Annotated in this window: 24 protein-coding genes; 7 read left to right on the forward strand and 17 right to left on the reverse strand. The window is 71.7% G+C overall.

From position 1 onward, the window contains the following. Positions 1 to 41 precede the first annotated feature (41 nt). The 8 genes from GPA04_RS07055 to ggh are packed head-to-tail and all read right to left on the reverse strand — an operon-like array spanning position 42 to position 9,644. Positions 42 to 1,349: an ABC transporter substrate-binding protein gene (locus GPA04_RS07055; protein WP_156223365.1), complete on the reverse strand. Its 1,308-nt coding sequence runs from the start codon at positions 1,347 to 1,349 to the stop codon at positions 42 to 44. Continuing rightward, positions 1,346 to 2,674, reverse strand: a complete 1,329-nt coding sequence (locus GPA04_RS07060; protein ID WP_162458542.1) for an amidohydrolase family protein — start codon at positions 2,672 to 2,674, stop codon at positions 1,346 to 1,348. The genes GPA04_RS07055 and GPA04_RS07060 overlap by 4 nt, the downstream gene beginning before the upstream one ends. Beyond that, positions 2,671 to 3,783, reverse strand: coding sequence for an NAD/NADP octopine/nopaline dehydrogenase family protein (locus GPA04_RS07065; protein WP_156223367.1), 1,113 nt, complete (start codon positions 3,781 to 3,783; stop codon positions 2,671 to 2,673). Before GPA04_RS07065 ends, GPA04_RS07060 begins: the two co-directional genes overlap by 4 nt. Then, on the reverse strand, positions 3,780 to 4,745 hold the full coding sequence (locus tag GPA04_RS07070; RefSeq protein WP_156223368.1) for an LLM class flavin-dependent oxidoreductase: 966 nt from the start codon (positions 4,743 to 4,745) through the stop codon (positions 3,780 to 3,782). Before GPA04_RS07070 ends, GPA04_RS07065 begins: the two co-directional genes overlap by 4 nt. 18 nt (positions 4,746 to 4,763) lie before the next feature. Beyond that, positions 4,764 to 5,642 carry an FAD binding domain-containing protein gene (locus GPA04_RS07075; RefSeq protein WP_156223369.1) on the reverse strand — a complete coding sequence of 293 codons (879 nt, stop codon included), beginning with the start codon at positions 5,640 to 5,642 and terminating at the stop codon, positions 4,764 to 4,766. After that, positions 5,639 to 6,112, reverse strand: a complete 474-nt coding sequence (locus tag GPA04_RS07080; RefSeq protein WP_156223370.1) for a (2Fe-2S)-binding protein — start codon at positions 6,110 to 6,112, stop codon at positions 5,639 to 5,641. The genes GPA04_RS07075 and GPA04_RS07080 overlap by 4 nt, the downstream gene beginning before the upstream one ends. Then, the gene (locus GPA04_RS07085; protein WP_156223371.1) at positions 6,112 to 8,322 is read right to left on the reverse strand and encodes a xanthine dehydrogenase family protein molybdopterin-binding subunit; all 2,211 of its coding nucleotides are present in this window, start codon (positions 8,320 to 8,322) and stop codon (positions 6,112 to 6,114) included. Before GPA04_RS07085 ends, GPA04_RS07080 begins: the two co-directional genes overlap by 1 nt. Further along, positions 8,319 to 9,644 carry a glucosylglycerate hydrolase gene (gene ggh, locus GPA04_RS07090; protein WP_156223372.1) on the reverse strand — a complete coding sequence of 442 codons (1,326 nt, stop codon included), beginning with the start codon at positions 9,642 to 9,644 and terminating at the stop codon, positions 8,319 to 8,321. Before ggh ends, GPA04_RS07085 begins: the two co-directional genes overlap by 4 nt. A 137-nt stretch (positions 9,645 to 9,781) precedes the next feature. Here ggh and GPA04_RS07095 point away from each other — a divergent pair, with 137 nt between their 5' ends. The 3 genes from GPA04_RS07095 to GPA04_RS07105 all read left to right on the forward strand — a co-directional run bounded on the left by GPA04_RS07095 (position 9,782) and on the right by GPA04_RS07105 (position 13,333). Next, on the forward strand, positions 9,782 to 11,035 hold the full coding sequence (locus GPA04_RS07095) for an ROK family protein (RefSeq protein WP_156223373.1): 1,254 nt from the start codon (positions 9,782 to 9,784) through the stop codon (positions 11,033 to 11,035). Beyond that, on the forward strand, positions 11,032 to 12,363 hold the full coding sequence (locus GPA04_RS07100; protein WP_156223374.1) for an FAD-binding oxidoreductase: 1,332 nt from the start codon (positions 11,032 to 11,034) through the stop codon (positions 12,361 to 12,363). The genes GPA04_RS07095 and GPA04_RS07100 overlap by 4 nt, the downstream gene beginning before the upstream one ends. Before the next feature lie 64 nt (positions 12,364 to 12,427). Then, the gene (locus GPA04_RS07105) at positions 12,428 to 13,333 is read left to right on the forward strand and encodes an NAD(P)H-binding protein (protein ID WP_241680649.1); all 906 of its coding nucleotides are present in this window, start codon (positions 12,428 to 12,430) and stop codon (positions 13,331 to 13,333) included. A 16-nt stretch (positions 13,334 to 13,349) separates the two neighbouring features. On the opposite strand, the gene GPA04_RS07110 is transcribed toward GPA04_RS07105, so the two are convergent. Together GPA04_RS07110 and GPA04_RS07115 are read right to left on the reverse strand one after the other, a co-directional pair. Then, positions 13,350 to 13,949 carry a CPBP family glutamic-type intramembrane protease gene (locus tag GPA04_RS07110; RefSeq protein WP_206674143.1) on the reverse strand — a complete coding sequence of 200 codons (600 nt, stop codon included), beginning with the start codon at positions 13,947 to 13,949 and terminating at the stop codon, positions 13,350 to 13,352. 76 nt (positions 13,950 to 14,025) lie between these two features. Then, the gene (locus GPA04_RS07115) at positions 14,026 to 14,235 is read right to left on the reverse strand and encodes a dodecin family protein (RefSeq protein WP_156223375.1); all 210 of its coding nucleotides are present in this window, start codon (positions 14,233 to 14,235) and stop codon (positions 14,026 to 14,028) included. A gap of 96 nt (positions 14,236 to 14,331) precedes the next feature. Between GPA04_RS07115 and GPA04_RS07120 the strand changes: the two genes are divergently transcribed. Continuing rightward, the gene (locus tag GPA04_RS07120; protein WP_156223376.1) at positions 14,332 to 16,401 is read left to right on the forward strand and encodes a prolyl oligopeptidase family serine peptidase; all 2,070 of its coding nucleotides are present in this window, start codon (positions 14,332 to 14,334) and stop codon (positions 16,399 to 16,401) included. Positions 16,402 to 16,484: 83 nt separating this feature from the next. After that, positions 16,485 to 17,123 (forward strand): lipoyl(octanoyl) transferase LipB, encoded by a 639-nt coding sequence (lipB, locus tag GPA04_RS07125; protein ID WP_194238932.1) that lies wholly within the window; start codon positions 16,485 to 16,487, stop codon positions 17,121 to 17,123. Positions 17,124 to 17,198: 75 nt separating this feature from the next. Here lipB and GPA04_RS07130 read toward each other — a convergent pair whose 3' ends face one another. Together GPA04_RS07130 and GPA04_RS07135 are read right to left on the reverse strand one after the other, a co-directional pair. Continuing rightward, positions 17,199 to 18,452 carry a Fic family protein gene (locus GPA04_RS07130; RefSeq protein WP_156223378.1) on the reverse strand — a complete coding sequence of 418 codons (1,254 nt, stop codon included), beginning with the start codon at positions 18,450 to 18,452 and terminating at the stop codon, positions 17,199 to 17,201. 239 nt (positions 18,453 to 18,691) lie between these two features. Continuing rightward, a complete protein-coding gene (locus tag GPA04_RS07135) occupies positions 18,692 to 19,249 on the reverse strand; it encodes a P-loop NTPase family protein (protein ID WP_206674144.1) in 558 nt (185 codons plus the stop codon). A 151-nt stretch (positions 19,250 to 19,400) separates the two neighbouring features. On the opposite strand from GPA04_RS07135, the gene lipA reads away from it, so the two are divergent. Together lipA and GPA04_RS07145 are read left to right on the forward strand one after the other, a co-directional pair. Continuing rightward, positions 19,401 to 20,465 (forward strand): lipoyl synthase, encoded by a 1,065-nt coding sequence (gene lipA / locus GPA04_RS07140; RefSeq protein WP_156223523.1) that lies wholly within the window; start codon positions 19,401 to 19,403, stop codon positions 20,463 to 20,465. A 174-nt stretch (positions 20,466 to 20,639) separates the two neighbouring features. Continuing rightward, positions 20,640 to 21,296 carry an alpha/beta hydrolase gene (locus GPA04_RS07145; protein ID WP_156223379.1) on the forward strand — a complete coding sequence of 219 codons (657 nt, stop codon included), beginning with the start codon at positions 20,640 to 20,642 and terminating at the stop codon, positions 21,294 to 21,296. Here the strand turns inward: GPA04_RS07145 and GPA04_RS07150 are convergent. From GPA04_RS07150 to GPA04_RS07170, 5 genes are all read right to left on the reverse strand, one after another. Beyond that, complete coding sequence (locus GPA04_RS07150) at positions 21,283 to 22,293, reverse strand: glycosyltransferase family 2 protein (RefSeq protein WP_156223380.1); 1,011 nt, start codon at positions 22,291 to 22,293, stop codon at positions 21,283 to 21,285. The genes GPA04_RS07145 and GPA04_RS07150 overlap by 14 nt on opposite strands. Positions 22,294 to 22,471: 178 nt before the next feature. Then, complete coding sequence (locus tag GPA04_RS07155; RefSeq protein ID WP_156223381.1) at positions 22,472 to 22,666, reverse strand: hypothetical protein; 195 nt, start codon at positions 22,664 to 22,666, stop codon at positions 22,472 to 22,474. Between the two features lie 40 nt (positions 22,667 to 22,706). Further along, the gene (locus GPA04_RS07160; protein WP_156223382.1) at positions 22,707 to 23,993 is read right to left on the reverse strand and encodes a hypothetical protein; all 1,287 of its coding nucleotides are present in this window, start codon (positions 23,991 to 23,993) and stop codon (positions 22,707 to 22,709) included. Positions 23,994 to 24,164: 171 nt separating this feature from the next. Continuing rightward, positions 24,165 to 24,581, reverse strand: a complete 417-nt coding sequence (locus GPA04_RS07165; RefSeq protein ID WP_156223383.1) for a heat shock protein transcriptional repressor HspR — start codon at positions 24,579 to 24,581, stop codon at positions 24,165 to 24,167. 5 nt (positions 24,582 to 24,586) lie between these two features. Further along, positions 24,587 to 25,594 carry a DnaJ C-terminal domain-containing protein gene (locus GPA04_RS07170; RefSeq protein WP_156223384.1) on the reverse strand — a complete coding sequence of 336 codons (1,008 nt, stop codon included), beginning with the start codon at positions 25,592 to 25,594 and terminating at the stop codon, positions 24,587 to 24,589. Positions 25,595 to 25,599: the final 5 nt, after the last annotated feature.

Genomic DNA, 25,599 nt, shown 5'->3' on the forward strand with positions numbered 1-25,599 from the left:
CACGGTGGGCCGCCGAGCACGCCGGCGGCCCACCGTCGCGGTTAGCTGGACAGTGCGTTGTTGGCCTCGTCGACGGCCGCGAGCAGCGCGTCCGCCGGGGCGGCCTGGCCCTGGATCACCGAGTCCCACATGTTCGCCATGACGCCCCACTCGACGTCACCCCAGGTGGGGATGGCCGGCCGGGCGCGCGAGACCGGGATCTGCTCGATGAAGACCTGCCGCAGCGGGTCCTCCTTCGCCCAGTCGGACTCGACGACCTCGGTGCGACCGGGGACGTTGCCGGTGTCCTGGATGTAGTGCATCTGCTCGCTGCCCGTCATCCAGCGCACGAACTCCCACGCCATCTCGGCGTTCTGCGCGTGGTGACCGACACCGACCGCGGCACCGCCCAGCACGCTGGCGCTCTCCTTGCGGCTCGGCAGCGGCGCGATGCCGAAGTCGAGGTCAGGGTTCGCATCCTGCACAGGGAACGTGCCCCAGGGCCCGATCGCCATCATCGCCACGCGCTCCTGCGCGAACGGGGCCACGTACTGGTCCCACGAGGCGTTGGAGGCGATGAACTCCGGCGGCGCCACCTTGTCGGTCATCGCCATGCCGGCGTAGAACTCGAACGCCTCGATGCCGGCGTCGCTGGCGAACGCGGCGGTCATGTCGTCGTTGACGATCTGCCCGCCGTTCTGCCACAGCCACGGCCAGAACAGGAAGGCCCCCTGTCCCTGCGCGCCGAACATGTAACCGTACTGCTCGCCGCCGGTCAGCTCGATCGCGGCGTCGCGCAGCTCGTCCCAGGTGGTCGGTACCGCGATGCCCGCCGAGTCGAGCATGGCCTTGTTGTAGTAGAGCGCCACGTTGTTGGTCGTGTACGGCAGGCCGTACTGCTTGCCGTCGTAGGACGCACCGGCGAGGAGCTCGGTCGGGAAGTCGCCTGCGACCTCACCGCTCTGGCTCGAGATGTCGGCGAGCACCTGGCCCGCGGCGAGCTGAGCGATCGAGGACACGTCGACGATCGCGATGTCCGGGCCGGAACCGCCGGCCGCCGTCGTCGTCAGCTTCGGGACGAGGTCCTGCGTCGGGATGCCCTGCAGGTTGACGGTGACGCCGAACTCCTCGCCGAAGGCGGCGGCCGCCTGCGCCAGCGGCGAGTCGGCCTCGCCGATGATCGAGGTGTTGCCCCACAGCTCGAGCGTGCCACCGCCACCGCTCGAACCGCCGTCGCCGCCGCTGCTGCTCGTCTCACCACCGCCGTTGCTGGCCGGGCCGGTGCCGCACGCGGCCAGCGTCAGCCCTGCGGCGACTCCGCCACCGAGCGTCAGCAGGCGGCGCCTGCTCAGGGACTTGTTCGGGTTCATGAGTGTTCCTTCTGCTGGTCGTTCTGCGAGGGGGACGAGACGGCCCAGGGCCGCCAGAGGGGAGGCACCGGTGTCCCGGCACGTCGCGCGAGGCGTTGCGCGACGTCTGCTGCCTCGTGCGCGAGCTGGTGCTGGTCGACCTCGACCAGCACGCCGTCGCGAAGGACCGGCCGCCCCGCCACCACCACGTCGGTGACGTCGGCGGGTGCACCGCGGTGCACGACCGTCCACACCGGGTCGGCCATCGGGTGCCACTGCGGACCCGATGCGTCGAGCCGGACGCAATCTCCGCCGTCGAACCCGGCCGGCAGGCCGAGCACGGCGGCGCTCGTGCGCGTGGCCATGGAGAAGGCCTGCGCCGAGCCCAAGGAGCCGGGCGCCGAGCGCGCCTGGCCCTGTGCGTAGACGGCCTGCCTCATCTCGTGGAAGAGGCTCTCCATGCCGTCGACGCCGAGCATCACGGGAACGCCCGCATCGATCATGTCGACCACGGGCGCGAACCCCTTGGCGAACCTGAGGTGGTTCGTGGGGCAGTACACGAGCGCGGCGCCGGTCTGCGCCATCAGCTCGATCTCACGATCGCTGGGCACCACACCGTGCACGAGCACCGTGCCCGGCATCAGGAAGCCCGCCTCGTAGAGCAGCTCGATCGGGCGGAGCCCGTGCTCGGCGACGCAGTCCTCCACCTCGCTGGGCAGCTCGGCGATGTGCGTGTAGGTCCGCAGGCCCAGGCGCTGCGCGGCCTCGGCAACGACCGCGTAGTCACCGGGGTCGTTCTGCCGGAGCGAGACCGGCGCGAGGTACATCTGCTCCTTGGGCAGCAGCGTGTCCGCGGCGCGCTCGGCCAGCGCGACCACGTCCTCGACAGAAGTGCACAGCTCCTTGACACCCCGGGTCATGACGCCGAGCGCCACGAACCCTCGCACCCCGACCGCGCGGTGCCCGGCGACGACCGCGTCGAGGAGGCCCGGTCGGTGCAGCGGGTAGACGTGGTCGACGACCGTGGTGGTGCCGGCGCGCACCTGGCGCGCGGCACCGAGCGCCGTCAGCACGCGGTAGTCATCGGGCTCGACGGCGAGCTGCAGGTCGTTGGCGGCAGCGATCGCCGTCGTCAGCGACATCCTCTCGCCCGCGCGGCTGGGCGGCACGAGCGAGCGCAGGTGGTCGTGGGCGTTCACCAGGCCGGGCAGCAGCAGCCCTGCGGAGGGTTCGTCAGCAGCGCTCAGCCGGATGCCGCCGTCGGCGATCGTGGCATGCGCGGCGAACGGCTCGCGGTCGACGTCCTCGACCGCGATGCCCGTGAGCGTCGTCGGTTGCTGGGTCACCAACGGCCCGTCCTGGTCGCCTGCAGGAGACCGTCACGGCCGAGGCCCGCCAGCCCGAAGGTCGCGAGCGTGCGGCCCTGGGCGCGGTAGTCGGTCTCGGTGGCGATCCCGGCGAGGTGGATCATCGCGTCGATCGTCGGGGTCGGCACGCCGACCTCGGCACCGATCGAGGACATCAGGCACAGCGCGTAGGGGACGTCCTCGGTGATGTAGCGGCTCTCGAGCGCGTTCGGCCCGGTACCGAAGGTCGAGTCCGCGAAGGCCGAGGACTGCAGCGTGGCGTGCAGGCTGCCCTTCAGCTCGGCCGCGAAACCCTGCTCGACGAGGTACTCCTCGTAGCCCTTCAGATTGCTGAAGCCCAGGGTGCGACGGATCTCGATCAGCTCACCATCGATGGCGGCGATGAACCGGGACACCGCAGGGCTCGCGCCCACACCCCACAGCAGGAACTTGCCTGCGCCGCCCTCGATCGCGCCGAGGTTGCCGAGGATCGGCGGCACGTGGTCGATCGCGTTGAAGTTGAGCAGCACGGTCTCGAGCACGCTCTCCGCCGCGGTCACCGAGGGCCAGATCGCGCACGCGGTGTCGACGGCGGGGTTGCCCGCCGGGATGCCGGCGGCGATCGTGCCGCCCACCTTGCGCGACGCCGTGATCAGACCGGGTGCACGCACCCGGGCCCCGTAGGGAAGGCTGTTGAGCTCGGCGATCTGCAGGTCGATGTCGCGGCCCGCCGCGCGCATGGCGGCGACGAGCGCGAGGCTGCCGCCGCCCTCGCCGGCGAAGATCACCTGCGTGCCGGGCCGGGCGTGCTCGGCCAGCAGCGCGGCGAAGGTGTCGTGACCGAAGGCGGGCACCGAGACGACGATCACGTCGGCGGCCGCGGCGGCCGCGCCAGGGTCGAGCGATGCCTTCGCAGGTGCCTCCGTGATCCCGTGCCAGGGGGCCTTGAGCCGGATCACGCCTCGTTCGGCGATCGCGTCGATGTTGCTGCGGAACCGCTCGAAGTCAGCGACCGTCACCTCGATGCCCGCGAGCGACATCTCCATCGCGCTGGACAGGGCGCCGGCACCGGTCCCGAGCACGGTCACGGCGTGGGGCAGTGCGGTCATGCGTACACCTCCGAGGCGAGTGCGGTGAGCTGTCGCTCGACCGCGTCACGGTCCTTGCCACCGACGCTGACGATCACCTCGTCGACACCGGACTCCTCCAGCCGCCGCAGCCCGGCTGCCACCTCGGCGGCGCTGCCGGCGAGGCCGAAGGCCTCCGCCATGCGGTCGGTCACCTGCTCGGCGGCGCGCGCACGGTCGCCGCTGCGCACGGTCGCGCGCAGCGCGGTGACCTCGTCCCGGTCCAGGCCGTAGATCTCGATCAGCTCGTCGGCGTAGGCGCCGCCGGCCATGGTCACGCACCGGGGTGCGAGCAGGCGCAGCGCCGCCGCACGGTCGTCACCGATCTCGACGTCGAGCATCAGGCAGATCGCTGCCGAGCCCGACACGCGGTCGGCAGCACCCGCCGCGACCCGCTCCTTGACGAAGTCGATATGGCCCTGGGAGATGCCGTGCGTGATGACGCCGTCGGCAGTCCTGCCCGCGAGCTCCAGCATCTTCGGGCCGCGCGCGGCGAGGTACAGCGGGCCCGGCTGTGCGGGCCAACGCAGGGCGGAGCCGCGCGCGCTGAAGGTCTCTCCCTCGACCTGCGCGGTGCCCGCCTCGATCTGCCGGATGATGTCGACACTCTCGGCGACGACCCGCAGCGGCCGCTTCATCGAGATGTCCATCTCGCTCGCGAACTCGTAGCCGCCGGCGCCGAGGCCGAGCACGAACCGCTCCGGACCGATCTCGCGCAGCGTGGCGCCGAGGCTGGCCAGCAGCGTGGGATGCCGCAGGAACGGCGACATCACCGCGGTGCCCAGGCGCACCCGCTCGGTCGCGGTCATCATGAGCGCGAGCGCCGCCGACACGTCGCGATGGAAGTAGTGGTCGGCGAGCCAGACGCTCGCGAAACCCAGGTCCTCGGCGCGGCGCGCCATCGTTGCCGCCTGCGTGATCGGCTGGTCCAGCCGAACGGTCACACCTACGTCCACAGCTTCTTACCTCTCGTCTCGGGTGGCGTGGTGGGCCGGCGCTCCGAGCGCCTCCCGCACCAGGCCGGCGGCGCAGCGGCGGCGGTAGGCCGCGCTGGCTCGCAGGTCGTCGATGGGTCGGATGTCCTCGTCGACGGCGGCCGCGGCCGCGTCGATCAGGTCGGGTCCCGGGAGGGATCCCTCGAGCAGGTTCTCGACGGCGGTCAGCCGCACCACGGTGGGGGCCACCGCGCCCATGGCGAGGCGCACGTCGGTGAGCGTTCCGTCGGCGGCGACGCGCCACTGCCACGCGAGGCTGAGGAAGGAGATCGCCTGGGCGGCTCGGCCGCCGATCTTGCGAAAGCCGCCGCCCGGCCGCCCGCAGCCGCGGGCCGACGCGGGGATCGTGACGGTGCGGATCCACTCCTGCTCGTCCAGCTGCACGCGCCCAGGACCGAGCAGGAAGTCGGCGAGCGGCACGGCGCGGGTGCCGCCGTCGGGTGTGACGACGTCGATCACCGCGCCGAGCACGAGCAGCGGCGGCACGGTGTCGGCGGCCGGTGAGCCGTTGGCCAGGTTGCCGCCGAGCGTCGCACGGTTGCGGATCGTGGTCGACGCGAACACCGCGACCGACTCGCGCAGCGGCACCAGCTCCTCCCCCAGCGCCGAGGTGACCTCGGTCAGCGGGTGCAGCGCGGAGATCCGTAGGTCGCCGGCAGCGGTCTCCTCGAGCACCGGGATGCTGGCACGGATCGCGGTCAGGTCGATCATCGCGGCGACCGGGGCGCCCGCACGCCACTGCACGAGCAGGTCGGTGCCACCGCAGATCGCGCGTCCGTCGCGCAGCAGCCCGGTGACGTCGGTCGCGCTCGCCGGGCGCAGCAGCGTGGGAGGCGTCGCGCTCATGCCTGGCCCGCCTGGTCGGTGCGGCGCTCGCACGCAGCGTCGTGCACGGCGTCGTAGAAGCGGTTGTAGGCCGTGCACCGGCAGAGGTTGCCGTCGAGCGCGGTACGGATCTGCTCGTCGTCGGGATCCGGGACCCGGTCCAGCAGCGCCGCGCACGAGTTGAGCACGCCCGGGATGCAGTAGCCGCACTGCACGGCCTGACGTGCGACGAACGCCCGCTGCAGCGGCCCGTGACCGGCGTCGGCCAGCCCTTCGACCGTGCGGATCTCGGCATCGAGCACCTGGCCGACCAGCACAAGGCACGAGGTCACGGCGGCGCCGTCGATCACCACGGTGCAGCTGCCGCACTCGCCCATGCCGCAGCCCTCCTTGGCGCCGGTCAGCCCGCGCTCGGTGCGCAGGTAGTCCAGCAGCCGCATGCCGTGCAGCTCGGCGGGCACGTTGTCGATCTCGATCCCGTTGAGCCTCATCACGCCTCCTCGAGCAGGGACAGCACGCGCTCGGGGGTCAGCGGCAGCGTCTGCGGCAGCACGCCGACGGCGTCCATGACGGCGGCCGCGACCGCCGGCGGCGTCGGCACCACGACGACCTCGGACATGCCCTTGGCGCCGAACGGTCCGGAGTCCTCGGTGCTGTCGACCATCTCGACGTGCATGACCGGGGTGTCGGAGATGGTGGGGATCAGGTAGTTCTCGAGGCTCGTGGTGACCGGGACACCGCCCTCGAGGCGGTGCTCCTCCATGATCGCGAGCCCCAGGCCCTGCAGGATGCCGCCCTCGGCCTGACCGATCATGGCCGCCGGGTTGATCGCGGTGCCGCAGTCGACGACGCACAGCAGCTCGGGCACCCGGAGCTCGCCGGTCAGCGTGTTGAGCTCGACCCGCACCGCCTGCGTGCATGCGCCGTACACCCGGTGCGGTCCGTACTTCGCGAGGTCTTCGGGCGGCACCAGCCCGATGTCATCGGTGTCGGGCAGCACGAAGGTCTGCTCGTAGGTGGCCTCACCGAGCTCGACGAGCTTGGTACCCGTGCCCTCGGGGTCGAGCTGCAGCGGCAGCTCGAGCTCGGAGCACCGGCGCACGAGCTCGTCGCACACCATCCGCACGGCGTTGCCGCCAGCATAGGTAGACCGGGAGGCCGCCGTCGGGCCGGACTCCGGCACCACACCGGTGTCCCCAACCCGGACGTCGATCTGCTCGATCGGGATCTGCAGCACGTCGGCCGCGACCTGGCCATAGGTGGTCTGGATCGACTGGCCCGTGTGGTTGGGGCCCGCCCAGATCGTCACGTGGCCGTCGCCGTCGATCTCGAGGCGCGCACGTGCCGCGTCACCGGTGCCGCTGCCCATGCCGACGCCCTTGATCGCGGTCGCGACCCCGGTCCCGCGTCGCCACGGCCAGGCGGCCTGCGCCTGCCAGGACACGCGGTCGGTCCAGAGCGGGTGCACGGCGGCCTGCTCGAGCGTCGCGCGCACCGCGAGGCTGTCGGTCACGCGGTGCCGGTAGAGGCTGTGCGGCTCGCCGCCCCGCAGGGCGTTGTCGATCCGCATCTGCATGGGGTCGAGGCCCAGCGTGTGCGCCGCCTCGGTGACCGCGTTCTCGATCGCGAAGGCCACCTGCGGGACGCCGTAGCCGCGGAACGCACCCGCGTTGGCGTTGTTCGTGTAGTAGACCGTGCCGTCGAAGGAGGCCACCGGGAACCGGTACGGCCCCGTCGACATCTCGCCCGAGGTCTTCATGACGTTGGGGCCCGAGGTGATCACCGGACCGGTGTCGGCGACCGCCCGCACCGAGGAGCCGAGGATCCGCCCCGTCGCGTCGAAGCCGATCGCGATCGAGGTCCAGAAGGGGTGCCGCTTGGCCCCGGCGGCCATGGTCTCCTCGCGTGTCATGTGCACGCGCACCGGTCTGCCGGTCGCGCGAGCGAGCAGCGCGAGGTAGACGGGCATCGGGTCGTCGTTGCGCGAGCCGAACGCGCCGCCGACCGGGTTGGCGATCATGCGCACGTCGGCGATGTCGATCTCGAGCGCACGAGCGACCTTGCGCTGGTGAAGGCCGGGGTTCTGCGAGCCGCACCAGATCGTGACGACGCCGTCCTCGACGGCGGCGACACCTCCGGGAGTGTCGATCGCCACGTGCTCCTGGCTGGGTGTGGTGACGTTGCGGCGCAGCACGAGCACCGCCGGCGCGATCGCCTGCTCGACATCACCGGAGCTGAAGGAGATGCGGCCGGAGACGTTGCCGGTCGGGTGCAGCTGCGGCGCGTCGGGTGCTGCCGCCGCCGTGGGGCTGTCGACGACGGGCAACGGCGCCAGCTCGAGCTCGATCGTTGCCAGGGCACGGCGGGCGGTGTCCTCGTCGTCGGCGGCGACGAGCGCGATCGCCTCGCCGACCTGCCGCACGCAGGTCTCGGCGAGCACGGGGCCGTCGACCTCGCGCGGTCCCAGCGCGTTGACCGGGACGTCGTCGGCGACCAGCACGCAGTGCACGCCCGGCAGTGAGCGAGCCGCTGTGACGTCGATGCGGTCGATACGCGCGTGCGGGACCGCGGAGCGGAGCACCGCACCGTGCAGCACGCCGTCAGGGAACCGGTCCGTGACGTACTCGAGCGCGCCGGTGACGATCTCACCGGCGTCCACCGATGGGCGCGAGCGCCCGACCCAGGTCTGCGGGATCGTCATGGCCGCTCCGTCTCCCAGGCCAGCGCGGCAGCAGCGGTCCAGGACTGGTCATGGCTGCCGAGCGCCGCGCCGCTGAGACTGTCGTAGTACTCGGCGAACGTGCCGTCGGCGAGCTGCTTCAGCCCGGCGACCCGGATGCGCTCGGCGAGGTCGTGCTCTCCGTGGTGCTGCAGCGCCCAGCCGATCAGCCAGGAGATGACCGGCCATGTGGGGCCGCGCCAGTAGGTGCGGCTGACGAACTCGGGGGCGTCCGGGGCGGTGGTCGGCGGCAGCGGGAACGCCAGCGCGGGGTGGCCGCACCACCGCTCGCCCGCGAGCAGCTGGACCAGGCGCGCGAAGTCCTCTGCGTCCGCTCCGCAGATCAGCGGCGCGAAGCCGCCGACGGTCTCGGTGGCGATCCACGCCTCGGCCCGCATGTCGTAGTCGCGGGCGAGGCCGGTCTCTGGGTCGATGGTGGCGGCGACGGCGGCGCGGGCGCGGGCTGCGATGCTCCGGAGCGCCGTCGCGTCGTCGGGGCGACCGAGGCGCTCGCCCAGATCGGCGAGCCGGTCGGAGGACAGGGCATGGACCGCCGTCGAGAAGACGTCACCGACACGGAAGTCGATGACCTCACGGGCGGCGACGTCGTCGTAGCGCACGGAGGCGAGCTGCTCCACGAGCCACAGATAGCGGTCGTAGTCGTCGTCGCCCGGCCGCTCGCTCGCGTCCTTGACGTGGCTGGTGTCGGCGCGCCTGAAGGGCGCCATCGCACCGGGCACGACGGCCGCGCTCGGGCGATCCCAGCGCGGCGAGTTGTCCATGCCGGACTCCCACGGGTGATGGATCTCCATCAACCCGGTCGGGTGGGTGCTGCGCACCTCGTCGAGCCAGCGGTGCCAGCGCAGCCAGCCGTCGAAGGTCTCGCGCAGGAAGCGCTCGACCAGTTCCAGGTCCCGCGGACCGTTCCTCTCGGCCTGAGCCGCGATCAGCCAGATCGCGAGACTATGTATGGCGGGTTGACAAATGCCGGACGTACGCGCTCCCGTCGGAGCAGTTGGGACACCGTCGGTCCGCCACCGTTCCACGTCCGGGAAGTACCCGCCTTCGTCCGAGTACACGATCTGCGGCACCATGCCGGTGCGCCACTGCCCACCGAGGAGGTGTCGCAGCTCGGCAAGAGCCCTCTCGACCGAGAAGGTTCCCCAGCCGATGGCGACAAATGCAGCATCCCAGGACCACTGATGGGGGTACAGGCGGGGGGCTGCGACGGTGCGGTCGCCCCGGTCGTTGAGCCGTAGCACGTCCGCTGCGGCAGCGGAGAGCGCTGAGGTGGTGTGAGCCATCGCTGCCTCTCTGCGCCGCGGGGGCGGGTCCAGTGTTGCGTTCAGTGCCTGAACATAATGGCTGGCACGGCCGCCGTCAACGTGGCATCATTCGAGTCCTCAGACGTGCCGATATCGATCTTCGAGGCGAGGTGGCGGTGGCTCAGACCGACGGTCCGGAGGCCGAGCCCGGTGCGCCCGCACGCACCGCGACCGCGCCGGCGCTGCCGGCCACCTCCTACGGCGCGCTGCTCGATGTGATCCGATCCCGACCCGGGCTCACGCGAGGGCAGCTGCTGGCGGCGACCGGCATGTCACGCACCACGCTCTTCGCGCGTCTCGAGGTGCTGTTCAGGGCCGGGTATGTGTACCAGGACGGATCGGCGCCCGCGGGGTCCGGCGACGAACGCCGACCGGGTCGGCGCTCCGAGCTGCTGCGATGGGACACACGCGACAAGGTGGCGCTGGTCCTGGACCTCGGACAGACGCGGGCTCGGGTGTGCATGACCTCGGTCGGCGGGCAGGTGCTGCGCGTCCGCGAGGTGTCTGCTGACATCCACATCAACCCGGGCGAGTACCTCGCCACGATCTTCGACATCGCCGACGTGCTGGTCCGCGCCGGGACCGACGAGACCCTGGTGGGCGTCGCGGTGGGTATCCCCGCACCGATCAACCCGCTCACCGGAGGACTCGGAGCGACGACGTCGATGATGGCGCCATGGGAGCGATACCCCCTGCTCGACGTGCTTCGGGAGCGCTGGCACGTGCCCGCCGTCATCGAGAACGATGCGCGTGCCTTCGCTCTCGGCGAGGCCAGCGTGCTCGGGCCCGGCCGGGCGGTGCTCGCCATCAAGTACGCGACCGGCATCGGCGCGGGGATCGTGGACGCGGGTCACGTGCTGGAGGGCGCGGACGGCGCGGCCGGCGACATCGGCCACGTCCGCATCAGCGACGACGGCCCGCTGTGCACATGCGGCCGGCACGGCTGCCTCGCCTCCTGGGCGTCGGGGCAGGCGCTGATCCGCGACCTCCAGGGCACGGGCGTGCGCAACCTCTGGGACATCGTGGACCGCGTGTCCGCAGGAGACCCGTTGGTGTGCGACGCGGTCGACGAGGCCGCCGCACGGCTGTCCCGCGTGCTCTCGACGGTGGTCGCCGCAGCGAACCCGGATGCGTTGGTGCTCGGCGGTGTCCTGGGCCGGATGCCGCGCGTGGTGAGCACGGTCGAGGAGCACATCCGTGAGGACGTCGCCGAACGCGCCCGGCACCGGCTGCGCGTGAGCGCGGCGCATCTCGGCGCCGACGGCGGCGTGATCGGGCTGAGCCGCAAGCTCGTCGACCTCGTCTACGCACCCACGGCGATCGACCGCGCGATCCTCGGAGAGCACGAGTCGGCGGCCGGACAGGCGTGAGGCCGGCCTCCTGGCTGGAGCGGGGCAGCCGCGACTTCCCGGCAGCACGGGCCTCGCTGTCCGTCTCCACATGGCAACCCGATCGCGAACCCGCCGCGATCGCGCGCGCGAGCGGCCCGGACGACGTGGTCGCAGCTGTGCTCGCGGCGGCCGAGCGCGGGCTGCGCGTCGCCGTCCGCAGCGGCGGCCACTCGCTCAGCGCCACCCACCTGGCTTCCGGCGCCGTCACCCTGGACCTGCGGGACCTCGACCAGATCGAGGTCGACACGGATGACGCGACGGCCTGGGTCGAGCCGGGGGCGACGGTCGCACGGACGGCGGCCGCGCTGCACGCCGCCGGGATGTCCTTCCCGGTGGGGCACGCCCCGACGGTAGGACTCGGGGGCTTCCTGCTCGCGGGCGGCAACGGGTGGAACACGCCCACCTGGGGGCATGGCTGCGAGCGCATCCTCGCGGCTGAGGTGGTCCTCCCCGACGGTGAGCGACGCCTAGTCGATCGAGACCACGACACCGACCTGTGGCGGGCGGCACGAGGTGCCGGCCCGTTCTTCCCCGGCGTCGTGGTGCGGTTCCTGCTGCAGCTCGAGCGCGGCGCCGCCTGGGTCCGGCGGGGGTTCGCGAACACCGCCGCCTCCGACCCGGCCTCGCTGGGGTCGCGCATCGACGACCTGCTCGCAACGGTCCCGGCCTCGGTCGAGACGACCGTGTTCTGGCACCCGGCGCACGGCGCGCACGACGAGCCCTACGCGATGATCGCGCTGACGGCGTTCGATGTCGCCGACCCCGCCGCGGATCCCGTGACCGCGCTGCGGCGCCAGGGTTTCGACGCGGTCGGCACGGGCGCGGTGCCGCTGGCCGAGGTGGTGCGCCGGCTCCCCCGCCACGACGGCGACGCCCTCGCGAGCGACCACGTATGGACCGACTCCGCGTTCGCGCACGTGCTGCCGCGCCTGCCGCAGGACGGCGAGACGCTCACGGACTGCTCGTGCGTGCTGCTGACGACTGGATCGCGACGGGCCGACGGCGCCTCGCCCGCCGATGCTCTCTATCGCCCGGCGGGGTCGATGAGCGTCTCGGCCTACGCGCACTGGGATCCTGCCACGCAGCCGCGGGAGCCCCAGGTCGCCTGGACGCGTGAGGTGACCGCAGCGCTCGCGGAGCTGGCAACCGGCCGATACGTCGGCGAGGCCGATCTCGACAACGGCCCGCGCGCCGTCGAGCACTGCTTCCCGACCGCGGCGCGGGTCGAGCTCGCCGCCACGCTCGCACGCCATGACCCGACCGCGCGGATGGCCGCCTCGCCGCGCGGGCACGAGGCGAGGCGCTGATTGCTCGGTGAGCGCGCGCCGCTGACCACGCACGGCGCGGACGTCGACCTGCGAGACTGGGGCGATGTCACCGATGCGGGTGCTCGTGACGGGCGCCACCGGCTTCATCGGCCGCCGGCTGGTGCCCGCCGTCGCGGAAGCGGGTCACGAGGTGCTAGCGATGACCCGGCGACCCGAGGACTACGACGGCCCCGGTGAGGCCGTCGGTGCCGACGTCTCCGACCCGGACAGCCTGACGGCGGCGCTGACCGGCGTCGACGTCGCGGTGTACCTGGTGCACGCGCTGGATCGCGCGGACTTCGAGGCCGCGGACCAGGCGGCCGCGCTGGCGTTCGGGGTCGCCGCGGCACAGACCGGTGTCCGTCAGATCGTGTACATGGGCGGGCTGGGTCCGGAGGACGAGCGGCAGCTGTCCGCGCACCTGCGCAGCAGGCGGCGCACCGAACGACACCTGGCAGCGGCCGGGGTGCCGGTGACGACGCTGCGGGCCGCCGTGGTCGTCGGCCACGGCGGCGTCTCGTGGGAGCTGACACGCCAGCTCGTGCACAACCTCCCCGCGATGATCGTGCCCCGCTGGGCGACCACGCCGACGCAACCGATCGCGCTCGACGACGTGGTGCGGTACCTGGCCGGGGTGATCGGGCGGCCGGAGACCTACGGCGCGACCTACGAGGTCGGCGGGCCGGACCAGCTGACCTACCTGGAGATGCTCCAGGACGCCGCGGAGCAGATGACCGGGCACCGGCAGCCGATCGTGCCGGTCCCCGTGCTCACGCCGCGGCTCTCCTCGTACTGGCTGGCGCTCGTCACCGACGTCGACGTCACCACGGGGCGGAACCTCATCGACTCGATGGGGGTGTCCGTGACCGTCAACGACACCAGCATCCGCCAGGTGGTGCCGTTCGAGCCGATGTCCTACGTCGAGGCCGTGAGAGCGGCCCTCGCCGAGCGCGAGGCCGACAAGGGCTGAGCGGCGCCGCGGCCGCTCAGCCGAACAGCCAGGGCAGGACCAGCAGCATCGCGGTCGACCACGTCACGTGGGTGATCATCGGTGCCAGCACGCCTCCTGTCACCCGCCGCAGCCACCCGACGACCACCGCCAGGATCGCGGCTGCGAGCCCGAGCATCAGGTTCCCCGACGCGACGACCACGGCGACGTTCGCCACCGTGGCGACCACGATCGGGTAGCGGGGCGCGACCTCGTAGACGGCACCGCGGAAGAACAGCTCCTCGGCCACGCCGTTGACCACGGTGATGGCCAGCAGCAGGGCCAGCGGCCCCTCGACGGCGAAGCCGAGCACGTCGCGCACCTGCTCGCCCAGCACCGGCAGCTCGCGCACCAGCAGCGCCCCGATCGCGAAGATCGCGGCGAGCCCCAGCCCCACGAGCAACGGGGTCAGCAACGGGCGGCGGGCACGTCCGCGGAACTGGATGCGGCCCAGCCGCAACGGCCCGGACGCGAGCGCCCCGACCACCCACACCCCCGCCAGGGCAAAGGTTGCGGGGTAGAACGCGGCGTCGCCGGGCTCGATCCGCAGCGACAGCGCGAGCACCACGGCACCCAGCACGATGGTGGCCAGCACCACCAGCCGGCGCCGCCGCAGCGCTGCGACCGCGACCGGTGGCCCCGGCGCGGTCTCAGCCTCTCCTGAGGTGCTCAGCTCAGTCGTCGAGGACGAACGTGATCTCGAGGACGACCTGGTAGGCGGTGATGGCGCCGTCGGCGACCTCGACCTTCTGCTCCTTGACCCAGGCACCGGAGACGTTGCGCAGTGTCTGTGCCGAACGTGCGACACCGGCCTGGATCGCGTCCTCGAAGCTGACGTCGGAGCGGGCGGTGATCGTCGTGACGCGTGCGATCGAGCTGGTCATGCTGACCTCCTGGGGTAGGGCCACCGCCGTCGGTGGCTGCTTCCCTCGTCACCCTGCCACGTCGGGAGCGCGATGGCAGCGACATAGGGTGAGGACGTGACCGATCCCTATGCCTGGTTGGAAGACGTCGACGGCGAGCGGGCGCTCGCCTGGGTGCGCGAGCGCAACGGTGAGCGGGCTGCCGAGCTCGCCGGGTCGCCGTCGTTCTCCACCACCAAGCGACGCATCCGGTCGATCCTCGACTCCGACGCGAAGATCCCGGACGTCACCCAGCGCGGTGAGCATCTCTACAACTTCTGGAAGGACGCCCAGCACGAGCGCGGGGTGTGGCGCCGCACGACCCTGGAGTCCTACCGCAGCGAGACCCCGGAGTGGGAGGTCGTGCTCGACCTCGACGCCCTCAACGAGGCCGAGGGCGAGAACTGGGTGTGGCACGGAGCGACCGTGTGGCGTGGAGGCGACGGCGAGGCAGGCACCTCGGACGCCTTCAGGTACGCCCTGGTCCACCTCTCCCGCGGCGGTTCCGATGCCGACGTGACCCGCGAGTTCGACCTGCACACCACGACCTTCGTCGAGGGTGGTTTCGTCCGCCCCGAGTCCAAGGGTGGCGTCGCCTGGGAGTCGCTGGACTCCCTGATCGTCTTCACCGACTTCGGCGAGGGCAGCATGACGCCCTCGGGCTACCCGCGCATCGTGAAGCGCTGGCGTCGCGGAACCCCGCTGGAGGCGGCGGAGACCCTGTTCGAGGGCGACCCCGGCGACATGTACATCGGCGGTGGCCACGACCAGTCGCCGGGCTACGAGCGCACCTACGTGTTCCGCCGCAAGACGTTCCGCACCGGGGAGCTGTACCTCCTGGAGGGCGACACGCTCGTCGAGGTGCCCACGCCGCCGTCGGCCGAGGAGGACATCCACCGCGAGTGGCTCACGGTCGAGCTCCGTGAGGACTGGACCCCGGCCGACGTCACCTATCCCGCGGGTGCGCTGCTCGCCGCGAGGCTCGAGGACGTGCTCGCCGGGTCCACCGACTACCAGGTGCTCTACGCGCCCACCGAGACCACCTCGCTCGCGGGCGCCTCGTGGACCAAGAACCACCTGGTGCTCAACGTCCTCGAGGACGTCACGAACCGTCTCGAGGTGCTCACCCCCACGCCGGAGGGCCGCTTCGTGCGCACGGCGGTCGACGGCGTCCCGCGGGTCGGGACCGTCGCCGTCGCCCCGGTCGACTCGGTCACCGGCGACGACGTCTGGCTGTACGTCACCGACTTCCTCACCCCGACCACGCTCTCGCTCGCCTCCATCTCGAGCGAGGGCCGGATGAGCGAGCCCGAGCCGCTCAAGGCCATGCCGACGTTCTTCGACGCGGCCGGCCTGGTCGCGGAGCAGCACTTCGTCACCTCCGACGACGGCACCCGGGTCCCGTACTTCCTGGTGCGCCGGGAGGACCTCAGCTACGACGGCTCGGCGCCCACCCTGCTGTACGGCTACGGCGGCTTCGAGATCTCGTTGACGCCGACCTACTCGGGCGGCCTCGGCAGCTCGTGGCTGGAGAAGGGCGGGGTGTACGCGCTGGCGAACATCCGCGGCGGCGGCGAGTACGGCCCGCGCTGGCACCAGGCCGCACTCAAGGAGAACCGTCACAAGGCCTACGAGGACATGGCCGCCGTGGCGCGGGACCTCGTGGCCCGCGGCGTCACCTCCCACGACCGCCTCGGCGTGCAGGGCGGGTCGAACGGCGGTCTGCTCACCGGCAACATGATCACGCGGTACCCGGAGCTGTTCGGCGCCGTCGTGATCCAGGTGCCGCTGCTGGACATGAAGCGGTACAGCCACCTGCTCGCCGGCGCGTCCTGGATGGACGAGTACGGCGACCCGGACGACCCCGAGCAGTGGGAGTTCATCCGCACCTTCTCGCCGTACCACCTCCTCGAGCCGGACCGCGACTACCCGCCGGTGCTGTTCACGACCTCCACGCGTGATGACCGCGTCCACCCCGGGCACGCGCGCAAGATGGCGGCCGCGATGATCGCTGCCGGCAAGGACGTCACGTACTACGAGAACATCGAGGGTGGTCACGGCGGCGCGGCCACGAACGATCAGGCCTCGCACATGCAGGCGCTGGCGTACGAGTTCCTGTGGTCGCGGCTCTCGGGCGCACAGGCCTGACGGGACGCGACAACATGAACCCGAGCGCCGCCGTCGCCCATCCCGGACGTCATACGCTCGGTGGGACCCCTTCCTCCGAACGTATGACGCTGGAGGTGGAGCGGCTCGGGTTCGCACCCGCTCTCGTCGACTACCGGCAGGCCTGGGATCGGCAGCGGCAGGTGCACGCCGAGGTGGCCGCCGGTGAGCGGCCGGACTCGGTGCTGCTGTGCGAGCACGCCTCGGTGTTCACCGCGGGCGCTCGCACGCGCCCGAGCGAGCGGCCGATCGACGGGTCTGAGGTCATCAAGGTCGACCGCGGCGGCAAGATCACCTGGCACGGCCCGGGCCAGCTGGTGGGCTATCCGATCGTGCGGCTGCCCGACCCCGTCGACGTGGTCGCCCACGTGCGCCGGCTCGAGCAGCTGCTGATCGACGTGTGCGCCGACCTGGGTCTGGCGACCGTGCGGGTCGAGGGCCGCTCCGGCGTGTGGCGCCGCGGCGACGGCCAGACCCCAGACCGCAAGGTCGCCGCGATCGGGGTGCGCGTCAGCCGCGGCGTGACGATGCACGGGTTCGCCCTCAACGCCGACTGCGACCTGTCCTGGGCCGAGGTGATCGTGCCGTGCGGGCTGGAGGACGCCACCGCGACCTCCCTGACGGCGGAGCTCGGCCGGCACGTCACGGTCGCCGAGCTGCTCCCGCTGGTCGAGGCGCGGCTCCCCCAGTTGCTGGCCCGCTGAGACCTGCGGTCCGGTCTCGTCGGGAGCTGCGGACTGCTGCGCGCTCGACGACACGCCGCCACGGCAGTGCCCGGTTCAGGCCCGACGGATGGCGGTGGCGTAGTCCTCCAGGACCTCCAGGATGCCTTGGTGGACCCAGACCCGGTTGCGCGACTGGCCCGTGCTCTCCCGCAGCACACCACGCTCGGTGAGCGTCGAGAGCGCCCGCTGGACGGCGACGTCGTTCACACCGAGGCGCTGTTTCAGCAGGCGTGAGTTGACAACAGGGTTCGACACCAGGTGTGGCAGCACGGACCAGGCGTGCGACTGGGGGCGCACGCGCCCCAGCTGCTCTCGGGACATCTGCACCTGCTCGAGCAAGGCGTCCACGAGCGTGGTGCCCGAGGTCGCGGCGTAACGGGACGCCTCGGAGAACCTCGCAATGATCGGTGCGATGTCGCCGGTGCGGTAGGCCGTGAGCGCCGCGAAGTAGCCGTCTGGATCGCGCAACAGACCCGCCGACACGGGGGCGATGGTGCTGCGGAGGATCTCCTTGCCTCGCAGCAGCCCTCCCACCAAAGCACGCCCTGTGCGACCGTTGCCGTCGACGAACGGGTGAATGGTCTCGAACTGGGCGTGCGCGATCGCGGCTTGTGCGATCACGGGCAGGTCCTCGCGCGCCATGAACGTGGTGAGATCCGTGAGTGCGTCAGGCACGAGGTGGTGCTGTGGCGGGACGAACTGCGCGGTGACGGGTGACCTGGTACCGATCCAGACCAGCTGCTCGCGAAGCTGTCCGGCGTGCTGCTCCCAGCCTCGCTGGGTCGACAACAGGGCGCGGTGCATCCCCAGGATCGCGTCGGTGTCGAGCCTTCCAGCCAGAGCGAGCGCGGCTTCCATGGCGTGGACATTCCCGATCACCGTGCGTGCGTTGGCGCTCCGCGACTCCGCGAGCTCGGCGAGGGCGAGCTGTCTGACCCCCACGGTGATGTTCTCGATCTCCGACGACGACGCGGACTCGGTGCGAAGCAGGACGGCGCTCATCGGGCCCAGGGTCTGGGCGTCCTGGCCGAGAGTGGCGATCGTGTAGGCGTCGAATCTCGCCAGCACCGCCGCGGCCTCCTCCGCGTCCGCCGCGAGCTCACCCGGCAGGCGCGGATCGATCGCCGCGATACGCGGGGTGAGCGCCGACCGGTAGGTGCCCGTTCCCGCAGCGCGTTGCCTCCTCGACGTCATGCCGTCATCCGCTGCGACCCAGGTGTGCTCCTCGTAGGTGACAGCGGGGATGGTCGTGGCGACGAGCGACCCACCCGCAGGTGGGTACGTGCGACCGTGTCCTTCTGTCTCCATCAGGAATTCATACTAACAGTTTCAGCCGCTTCTGTAAGTACATGGCTCCTGCGCGCGCAGTTTCTTCGGACCTCACCCGCCGAGTCCAGATCGGTGGGAGCACCCACCGACCTCGACACCGACCACCCAACTCGGTGCAGGGGCGGGCGGAGAATGGCGTGGGTTGCGTGGGTTGCGTGGCACGGCGGCTGGGCCGTGGGACGGGCGACCCGCCCTCGTCCCGGCGCAGCCGGCCCGCCTCAGGTGCGGCGTGCGACGAAGCCGCGGAGCAGCGCCGGCACCTGGCGGGGCGAGGTCAGCCGCAGCACCGGCGGCGCGGCGGGGTCACGTCGCCACTGCCGGACCTGCACCCGCTTGTGATCGAAGCTCTGCCAGTGCCACCAGAGGATCGAGTCGCGCGAAAGGGCGGCACGCAGCGACTCGACGTTGCCGTTGCAGATCGCCTCGCGCCGCCACACCCGCAGGAACGTGCGGCGCACCAGCCGTCCGAACGAGAGCCAGCGCGGGTAGTCCAGCGCGACGATCAGGTCGACGCGCGGCATGACCACCTCACGCCAGTGCCCGTAGGCGGTGTCGAGGACCCACTCCTCGCGTGCCGCGATCTCCTGCGCCAACGCGCGCTGCTCCTCGCGCGGCCGTTCCACCCAGCCGGGAAGCCAGCCGATCTCGTCGTCGACGCTGTGCCACGGCAGGCCGGTCACGGCACCGATCTGCTCGGCGAGCGTCGACTTGCCCGCGCCGGTGACCCCGTGGACGAGGATCCGGCGCGCTGGCATCCCCGATCGTGGCAGCCTCATCTGCACCCTTCCCGTCGGTGACCGGACCCCACCACGCTAACCACTGATCGGAGGCCGGGTGCCCGGTGACCGGACCCACACGGGCCGGCAGCGGCGTCGGCCACGTCGGTCGCCTAGGGTTGCTCACGTGGCCGACACGAACGGACCAACCATGCTGGGCCTCCCGCACCTGGTGACGCCCGCGCCCGACACCACCGTTGACGGACGCCGTGTGCTCCGCATCGAGGCGCGCAACGCGCAGACCCCGATCGAGCGCAAACCCGAGTGGATCCGCACCAAGGCCACGATGGGTCCGGAGTACACCGAGATGCAGAGCCGGGTCAAGGGCGCGGGTCTGCACACGGTGTGCCAGGAGGCCGGCTGTCCCAACATCTACGAGTGCTGGGAGGACCGCGAGGCGACCTTCCTGATCGGCGGTGACATCTGCACCCGCCGCTGCGACTTCTGCGACATCGCCACCGGCAAGCCTCGCCCGCTCGACCGCGACGAGCCGCGCCGGGTGGCTGAGTCGGTCGCCGAGATGGGGCTGCGCTACGCCACGATCACCGGCGTCGCCCGCGACGACCAGCCCGACGGCGCCGCCTGGCTCTTCGGCGAGGTGATCCGGCAGATCCACACGCGCAACCCAGGCACCGGCGTCGAGATCCTGCCGCCCGACTTCAACGCGGTGCCCGAGTACGTGGAGAAGGTGTTCGAGGCGCGCCCCGAGGTCTTCGCGCACAACCTCGAGACGGTGCCGCGGATCTTCAAGCAGATCCGGCCCGCGTTCAGCTACGACAAGTCGCTGCGTGTGCTGACGATGGCCAAGGAGGCCGACCTCGTCACCAAGTCGAACCTCATCCTCGGCATGGGCGAGGAGCAGCACGAGATCGACCAGGCCCTCGTCGACCTGCGCGAGGCCGGCTGCGACATCATCACGATCACGCAGTACCTGCGTCCCTCGAAGCTGCACCACCCGGTCACCCGCTGGGTGAAGCCCGACGAGTTCGTGCACTGGTCCGACCGCGCCGAGGAGATCGGGTTCCTCGGCGTCATGTCCGGCCCGCTGGTGCGGTCCTCCTACCGCGCCGGGCGGCTCTACGCGCAGTCGATGCAAAAGCTGGGCAAGTCCCTTCCCGACGGCCTCGAGCACCTCGCCGACGCCGCCGGCGACGGCGCCCGCCAGGAGGCCAAGACCCTCCTCGGCATGCCGCTCCCCCTCACCCCCGCCGTCTAGGTTTCACCGCACTTCCGGCACCCCACCGATGTCAACGCACTTTCCACCACTTCCCGATTTCAACGCACTTCCGGCAGGTCAAAAGTGCGTTGAAATCGGGAAACGGTGCAAAGTGCGGTGAAATCCGGAAGTGGTGGAAAGTGCGTTGAAATCGGAGAGCACACGAGGAGAGCGATGACCGACGACGGTGCCCCCGGCACGATCCTCGTGCTGCCCGGCGGGGCGTACCAGCACCTCTCCGACAAGGAGGCCGAGCCGGTCGCCGAGTGGATCCGCTCGCTCGGCTGGGACGCCCGGGTGGTGCGCTACCCGCTCCGGGCCCGCCACCCCGAGCCGCTCGACGTCATCCGGGCCGAGATCGCGGCCGAGCGGGCGGCCGGCGCGCGGCTGGTGGGCGTGCTCGGGTTCTCCGCGGGCGGCCACCTCGCGGGTCACGCCGCGTTCGCGGCCGACAGCCGGCCCGAGCAGCGGCCCGATCTCGCGGTGCTCTGCTACCCCGTGGTGTCGATGCTCAGCAGCACGCACGAGACCTCCCGGCACAACCTGATCGGCGAGGACGCCTCGGCCGAGCTGCGCGCAGCGACCTCGCTCGATCGTCTCGTGACACCTGACGCACCGCCGGTGTTCCTGTGGCACACGGTCGTCGACGAAGCGGTCCTGATCCACGAGCACGCCTACCCGCTGGCAGCGGCGCTCGCCGTCAACGACGTGCCGCACGAGGTCCACGTGTTCCAGGACGGCGAGCACGGCGTGGCGATGCGTGACGACATCCCGGCCCGCCAGTGGATGGCGTTGTGCGCGGCCTGGCTCGCGGGCTTCACCGCACCGTGATCGCGCTCGGGTCGCCGCCCGCCGGCCGTGCTCGTCCGTGCCGATCGCGCAGCACGCGCACCGGCGTCGCCGCTCGCGCCAGGCGCGCGTCGCCGTACCGCACACCGCCGGCGACCCGCAGCGCGATCGCGGCCCACGACGTGACGCCGCGCTCCGCGACCCACAACGGGGTCCAGAGAGCGCTCGACGGCGGGAACACCGATCCTCCCGAGCTCCGGCGTCGGCCGCGCTCCGCGAGCACGGACAGCGCCAGCATCATCAGCAGCAGCGCACCGGGGCGCCGCCAGCCGGCGTAGACGGCGGCCGGCAGGATCGCCGCCTCCAGCGCGAGGCGGTGAGGCTGGGCGAAGCTGTCGTAGGCCTGGCGGACGCGCTGGGAGCGGAAGTGCGCCACGGTCGGCGGTCGGCGCGCCACGAAGACCTCCGGCCGATCGCGCACGGTGCCTCCGACGGCGCGGACCGTCCGTTCCATCTCCAGGTTCTCGAACAGCACGTCGGCGTCGTACCCGCCGGCCCGCATCAGCGTCGAGCGCCGCACCGCGTAGGTCCCCGGGAAGTCCGACGACACGGCACGGTTGAGGAGGATCCGCGCCGTGTCCCAGCGGGCGTGCCAGGGCAGCGGGTCGAAGTAGTTCTGCGGCCGCACCAGGTCCGCCGCGGCCAGGTCCGCGACCACGGTGGTGAGCGCGCCGTGGCTGTACCGCACGTCGTCGTCGGCGATGACCACCGTGTCGTGGCGCGCCAGCTCCAGGCCGGTCAGCACACCGCGGACCTTGCCGTTCGCCCCGCTGTGCTCCCCCACCGGGACGTGCCGCACCAGTCCGCCCCACAGGTCGGCGTGCGCGGCGAACAGCCGCGGCTCGGACCCGTCGACGACCGTGACGTCGATCCACTGCGTCAGCTGCCGCAGGTACGCGGTCAGATCCGGTGCCGCCTCGTCCGAGGTCCACCGCAGCGGCAGCACGTACTCGGCCCTCAGACGCTCGGTGGTCGGCATCTCGGCTCCGGAACCGGATCGGGGGTCTCGCACCCGCTCAGTATCGGTTCGGGCCGGCGCCGACGACGGCGTTTCGAGCACCGCGGCACGGTGCCGCTCGCACCGCCGTCCGCGGCGGTGCGACACCCCGCGCAGCAGCGCCCTCCCCTACGTGAGGCACTGCCGCGCGGGGCGGGTCTCAGCTGGCGCGACGCCCGAGGGCGAACATCGTGAGCTCGTGGTCGAGGCACGCGCGCACGTGCTTGGCGGGATCGGTCACGCGATCTCCGCAGACGTCACAACGCAGTGCCGTCTCGGCACTGCCCTTGGTGGACGGACGCAGGTTCAGCAACGTGGTGGTCATGTCTGGGAGATGCGTGGGCATCGTCGTCATGACGGAGCACACCCTGTGACGTGTGCCACATCGACCTTGGTCACCCTCGGAAGACCTCGACCTGGCCGTCGGCAGCGAGCTTGACGGGCGGCGTCGCGACACCCAGGTCCTGCCACACGAACGCCGGCCAGCGTGCGAAGAACCCGGCCAGGACGTCGAGCTCGAAAGCGATCACCTCAGCCGAGTGCTGCGGCGGCTGGGTGCGCACCTTGCCGCCGGAGATCGTGAACGGCATCGTCCTGATGGCCATGAGGTACTCGATCTGGCGCGGGTGCAGCACGTCATGGGCGAACTTCGGGACCGACGAACGGACGTCGTAGGCGTCGTTGAAGGCCGCGAGCTCGAAGTCGATCGAGGCGCCGTTGAACAACCTGCCCCAGCGGCTGTCGTTGGTCACCTGCAGGTCCGGCGAGGCGAACGGGAGCGAGATCTCGTGGATCACCTCGGAGTGGTTCTCGGTGACCGTGCGCGTCTGGGTGTGGCCGTTGGAGTCGGTGTAGGTCTCGGTCCGCTGGGTCTGCCAGTGGTGCACGAACGCCACGAACCAGGCCCCGGGGAGGAACTCGCCATGGACGACGTCGGAGGTCCTGTGGTTCATGCCCCCGCCGGTGTGCTGGACCACCGAGAGCAGACCGTCGTCGCTGGCCAGGTAGTACCAGGAGGGCCGGTGGTAGAAGCCCAGCCGTCGCTCGGGCTGCGGCTGCCGGAACGGCTCCAGCTGCGGCGCCGCGCTCCGGACGGCACCGGCGACCGGAGCGAGGGCCTCGAGGTAGACCTCCAGCTCGTCGGGATCCTTGGGGGCACCGATCTGGGTGAGCTGATCGCCGTCGACCGACAGGTTGAGGGGGAACCGTGTCGCGAAGGCGGACATCGGACCGCCCGCCACGGCCATGAACGCATCGGTGAACGCGGCATCGGCGCCGAGCAGCAGGCCGCCCCCGGGCAGCATGCCCCGGTGCTGGGCGATCACGCCCTGACGGCTCTGACCCGGTGCGGTCGCGACCAGCTCGGGCAGCGGGATGCCCAGCGGCATGCAGACCACACGGGCGTCACCGGCCGCCTGGTACTCGAAGACCTGGAAGTCGAGGCCCGAGCGGGTACGGCCGACGATGTGCTCGTCGGTGCCGCGGCGGAAGCCCACACCGAACGGCGGCACGAGCAACCCGTTCGCCACCTCGGGCGACGGGCTCGAGTCGAACACCCAGCCGCGCTCGCGGATCGCCTTGACGTAGCGGTGCCGCTTGACGGCGAAGAAGATCCCGATCCCGGCGCCGAGGGCCAGGAGCACGAGGAAGCCGATCAGGACCGGGTTGGGCCCCTCGCTCACGAGCGTCCCTGCGATCGTTGCTGGTGCCGGCGCGCGCGATCGTCGGCCCCGTGCGCACGTGGTCCGGACTGGCTCCCGCTCATGGCTACCCCCAAGGTGTCGACCGCGCGAGGCTATCGAACCGCCGTCCGCGCGCCGGCCGCCCGGGTGCAGCAGAACTGCCCATCGCGCTCAGTCGCGCGAGGGCCGCCACACCACGAGCGCGCCCGCCGTGCTCGCCCGTCGGACCCGGGCACCGGGCTTGGTGGCCACGATGTCGCCGCTCGGCGAGGCGGTGAAGACCCGCGGCCGCTGCCCGGTGAGCCCGAGCAGCTGCTCGAGCCTGTCGCGCAGCTGCTCGTTCTCCTCCACGAGGTCGAAGATCCGGGCGATGCCCGCGAGGTTGATGCCCTCCTCCTGGGAGAGCCGTTGAATCTCACGGAGCTTGTCGACGTCGCGCTCGGAGTAGCGCCGCCCGCGCCCGGCAGCGCGCTGCGGCACCACGAGCCCCAACCGGTCGTAGGTGCGCAACGTCTGGGCGTGCATGCCGGCCCGCGCCGCGGCCTCCGAGATGAGGAAGACCGGCTGACCGTAGCGGGGAGGAGTCATGCCGCTCAGCTCCTGGCGGCCTCGGCGAGCCCGACGCGGGGGTCCTCCCCCGCGGTGGCGGCCGCGAACTCGTTCAGCGCAGCGCGTGCCCCGTCGGACAGGTTGCGCGGCACGGCCACCTCGATCGTGACGATCAGGTCACCGGTGCCTCGCTTGGTGGTCACACCCTTGCCCTTGACGCGCAGCCGAGCGCCCGACGACGTCCCTGCCGGGACCTTGAGTCGCACCGATCCGCCGTCGAGAGTGGGCACGGAGATGACGGCGCCGTCGACCGCCTCGGGGAACGAGACCGGCACGGTGATCGTGAGGTTGTCACCGCTGATCCCGAACACCGGGTGCGGCTCCACGGTGACGGTCACCACGAGGTCGCCCGCCGGTCCGCCACCCGGCCCCGGCTCGCCACGGCCCGGGACGCGGATCTTCTGCCCGTCCTTCACGCCCGGTGGGATGCGGACCTTGGTGGACCTGCCGTTGACCACGAGCCCGACGGTGTCACCGGCGACCGCCTGCCGGAACGGCAGCGTGGCGGATGCGGTGAGGTCGCGACCCTTGACCGGCCCGTACTCGGCGCCACCGCGGCCGAAGCCGCCGCCACCGCCGAACAGACCTCCGAGGAGGTCGTCGATGTCGGGGCCACCGCCGCCGCCCGTGGAGTACCGCACACGCGGCCCGCCCGCCCCGCGGCCACCGGGTGCCCCGCCACCGCTGAACATGCCGCCGAACAGGTCCTCGAACCCGGTGGCGCCACCGGGGCCGGAGGCGAACCGAGGTCCGCCTCCGGCCATGGCGCGCAGCGCGTCGTACTGCTGTCGCTGCTCGGGGTCGGACAGGACCGCGTAGGCCTCGCCGATCTCCTTGAACCGGGTCTCAGCCTGAGGATCTCCGGCGTTCTGGTCCGGGTGGTGCGTGCGGGCGAGCTTGCGATAGGCCTTCTTGATCGCGGCCGCGTCGGCGTCCTTGGGCACGCCGAGCGAGGCGTAGAAGTCCTTCTCGAGCCAGTCCTGACCGCTCATCTCGC

Source organism: Pseudactinotalea suaedae (assembly GCF_009733815.1).
Lineage (GTDB): Bacteria > Actinomycetota > Actinomycetes > Actinomycetales > Beutenbergiaceae > Pseudactinotalea > Pseudactinotalea suaedae.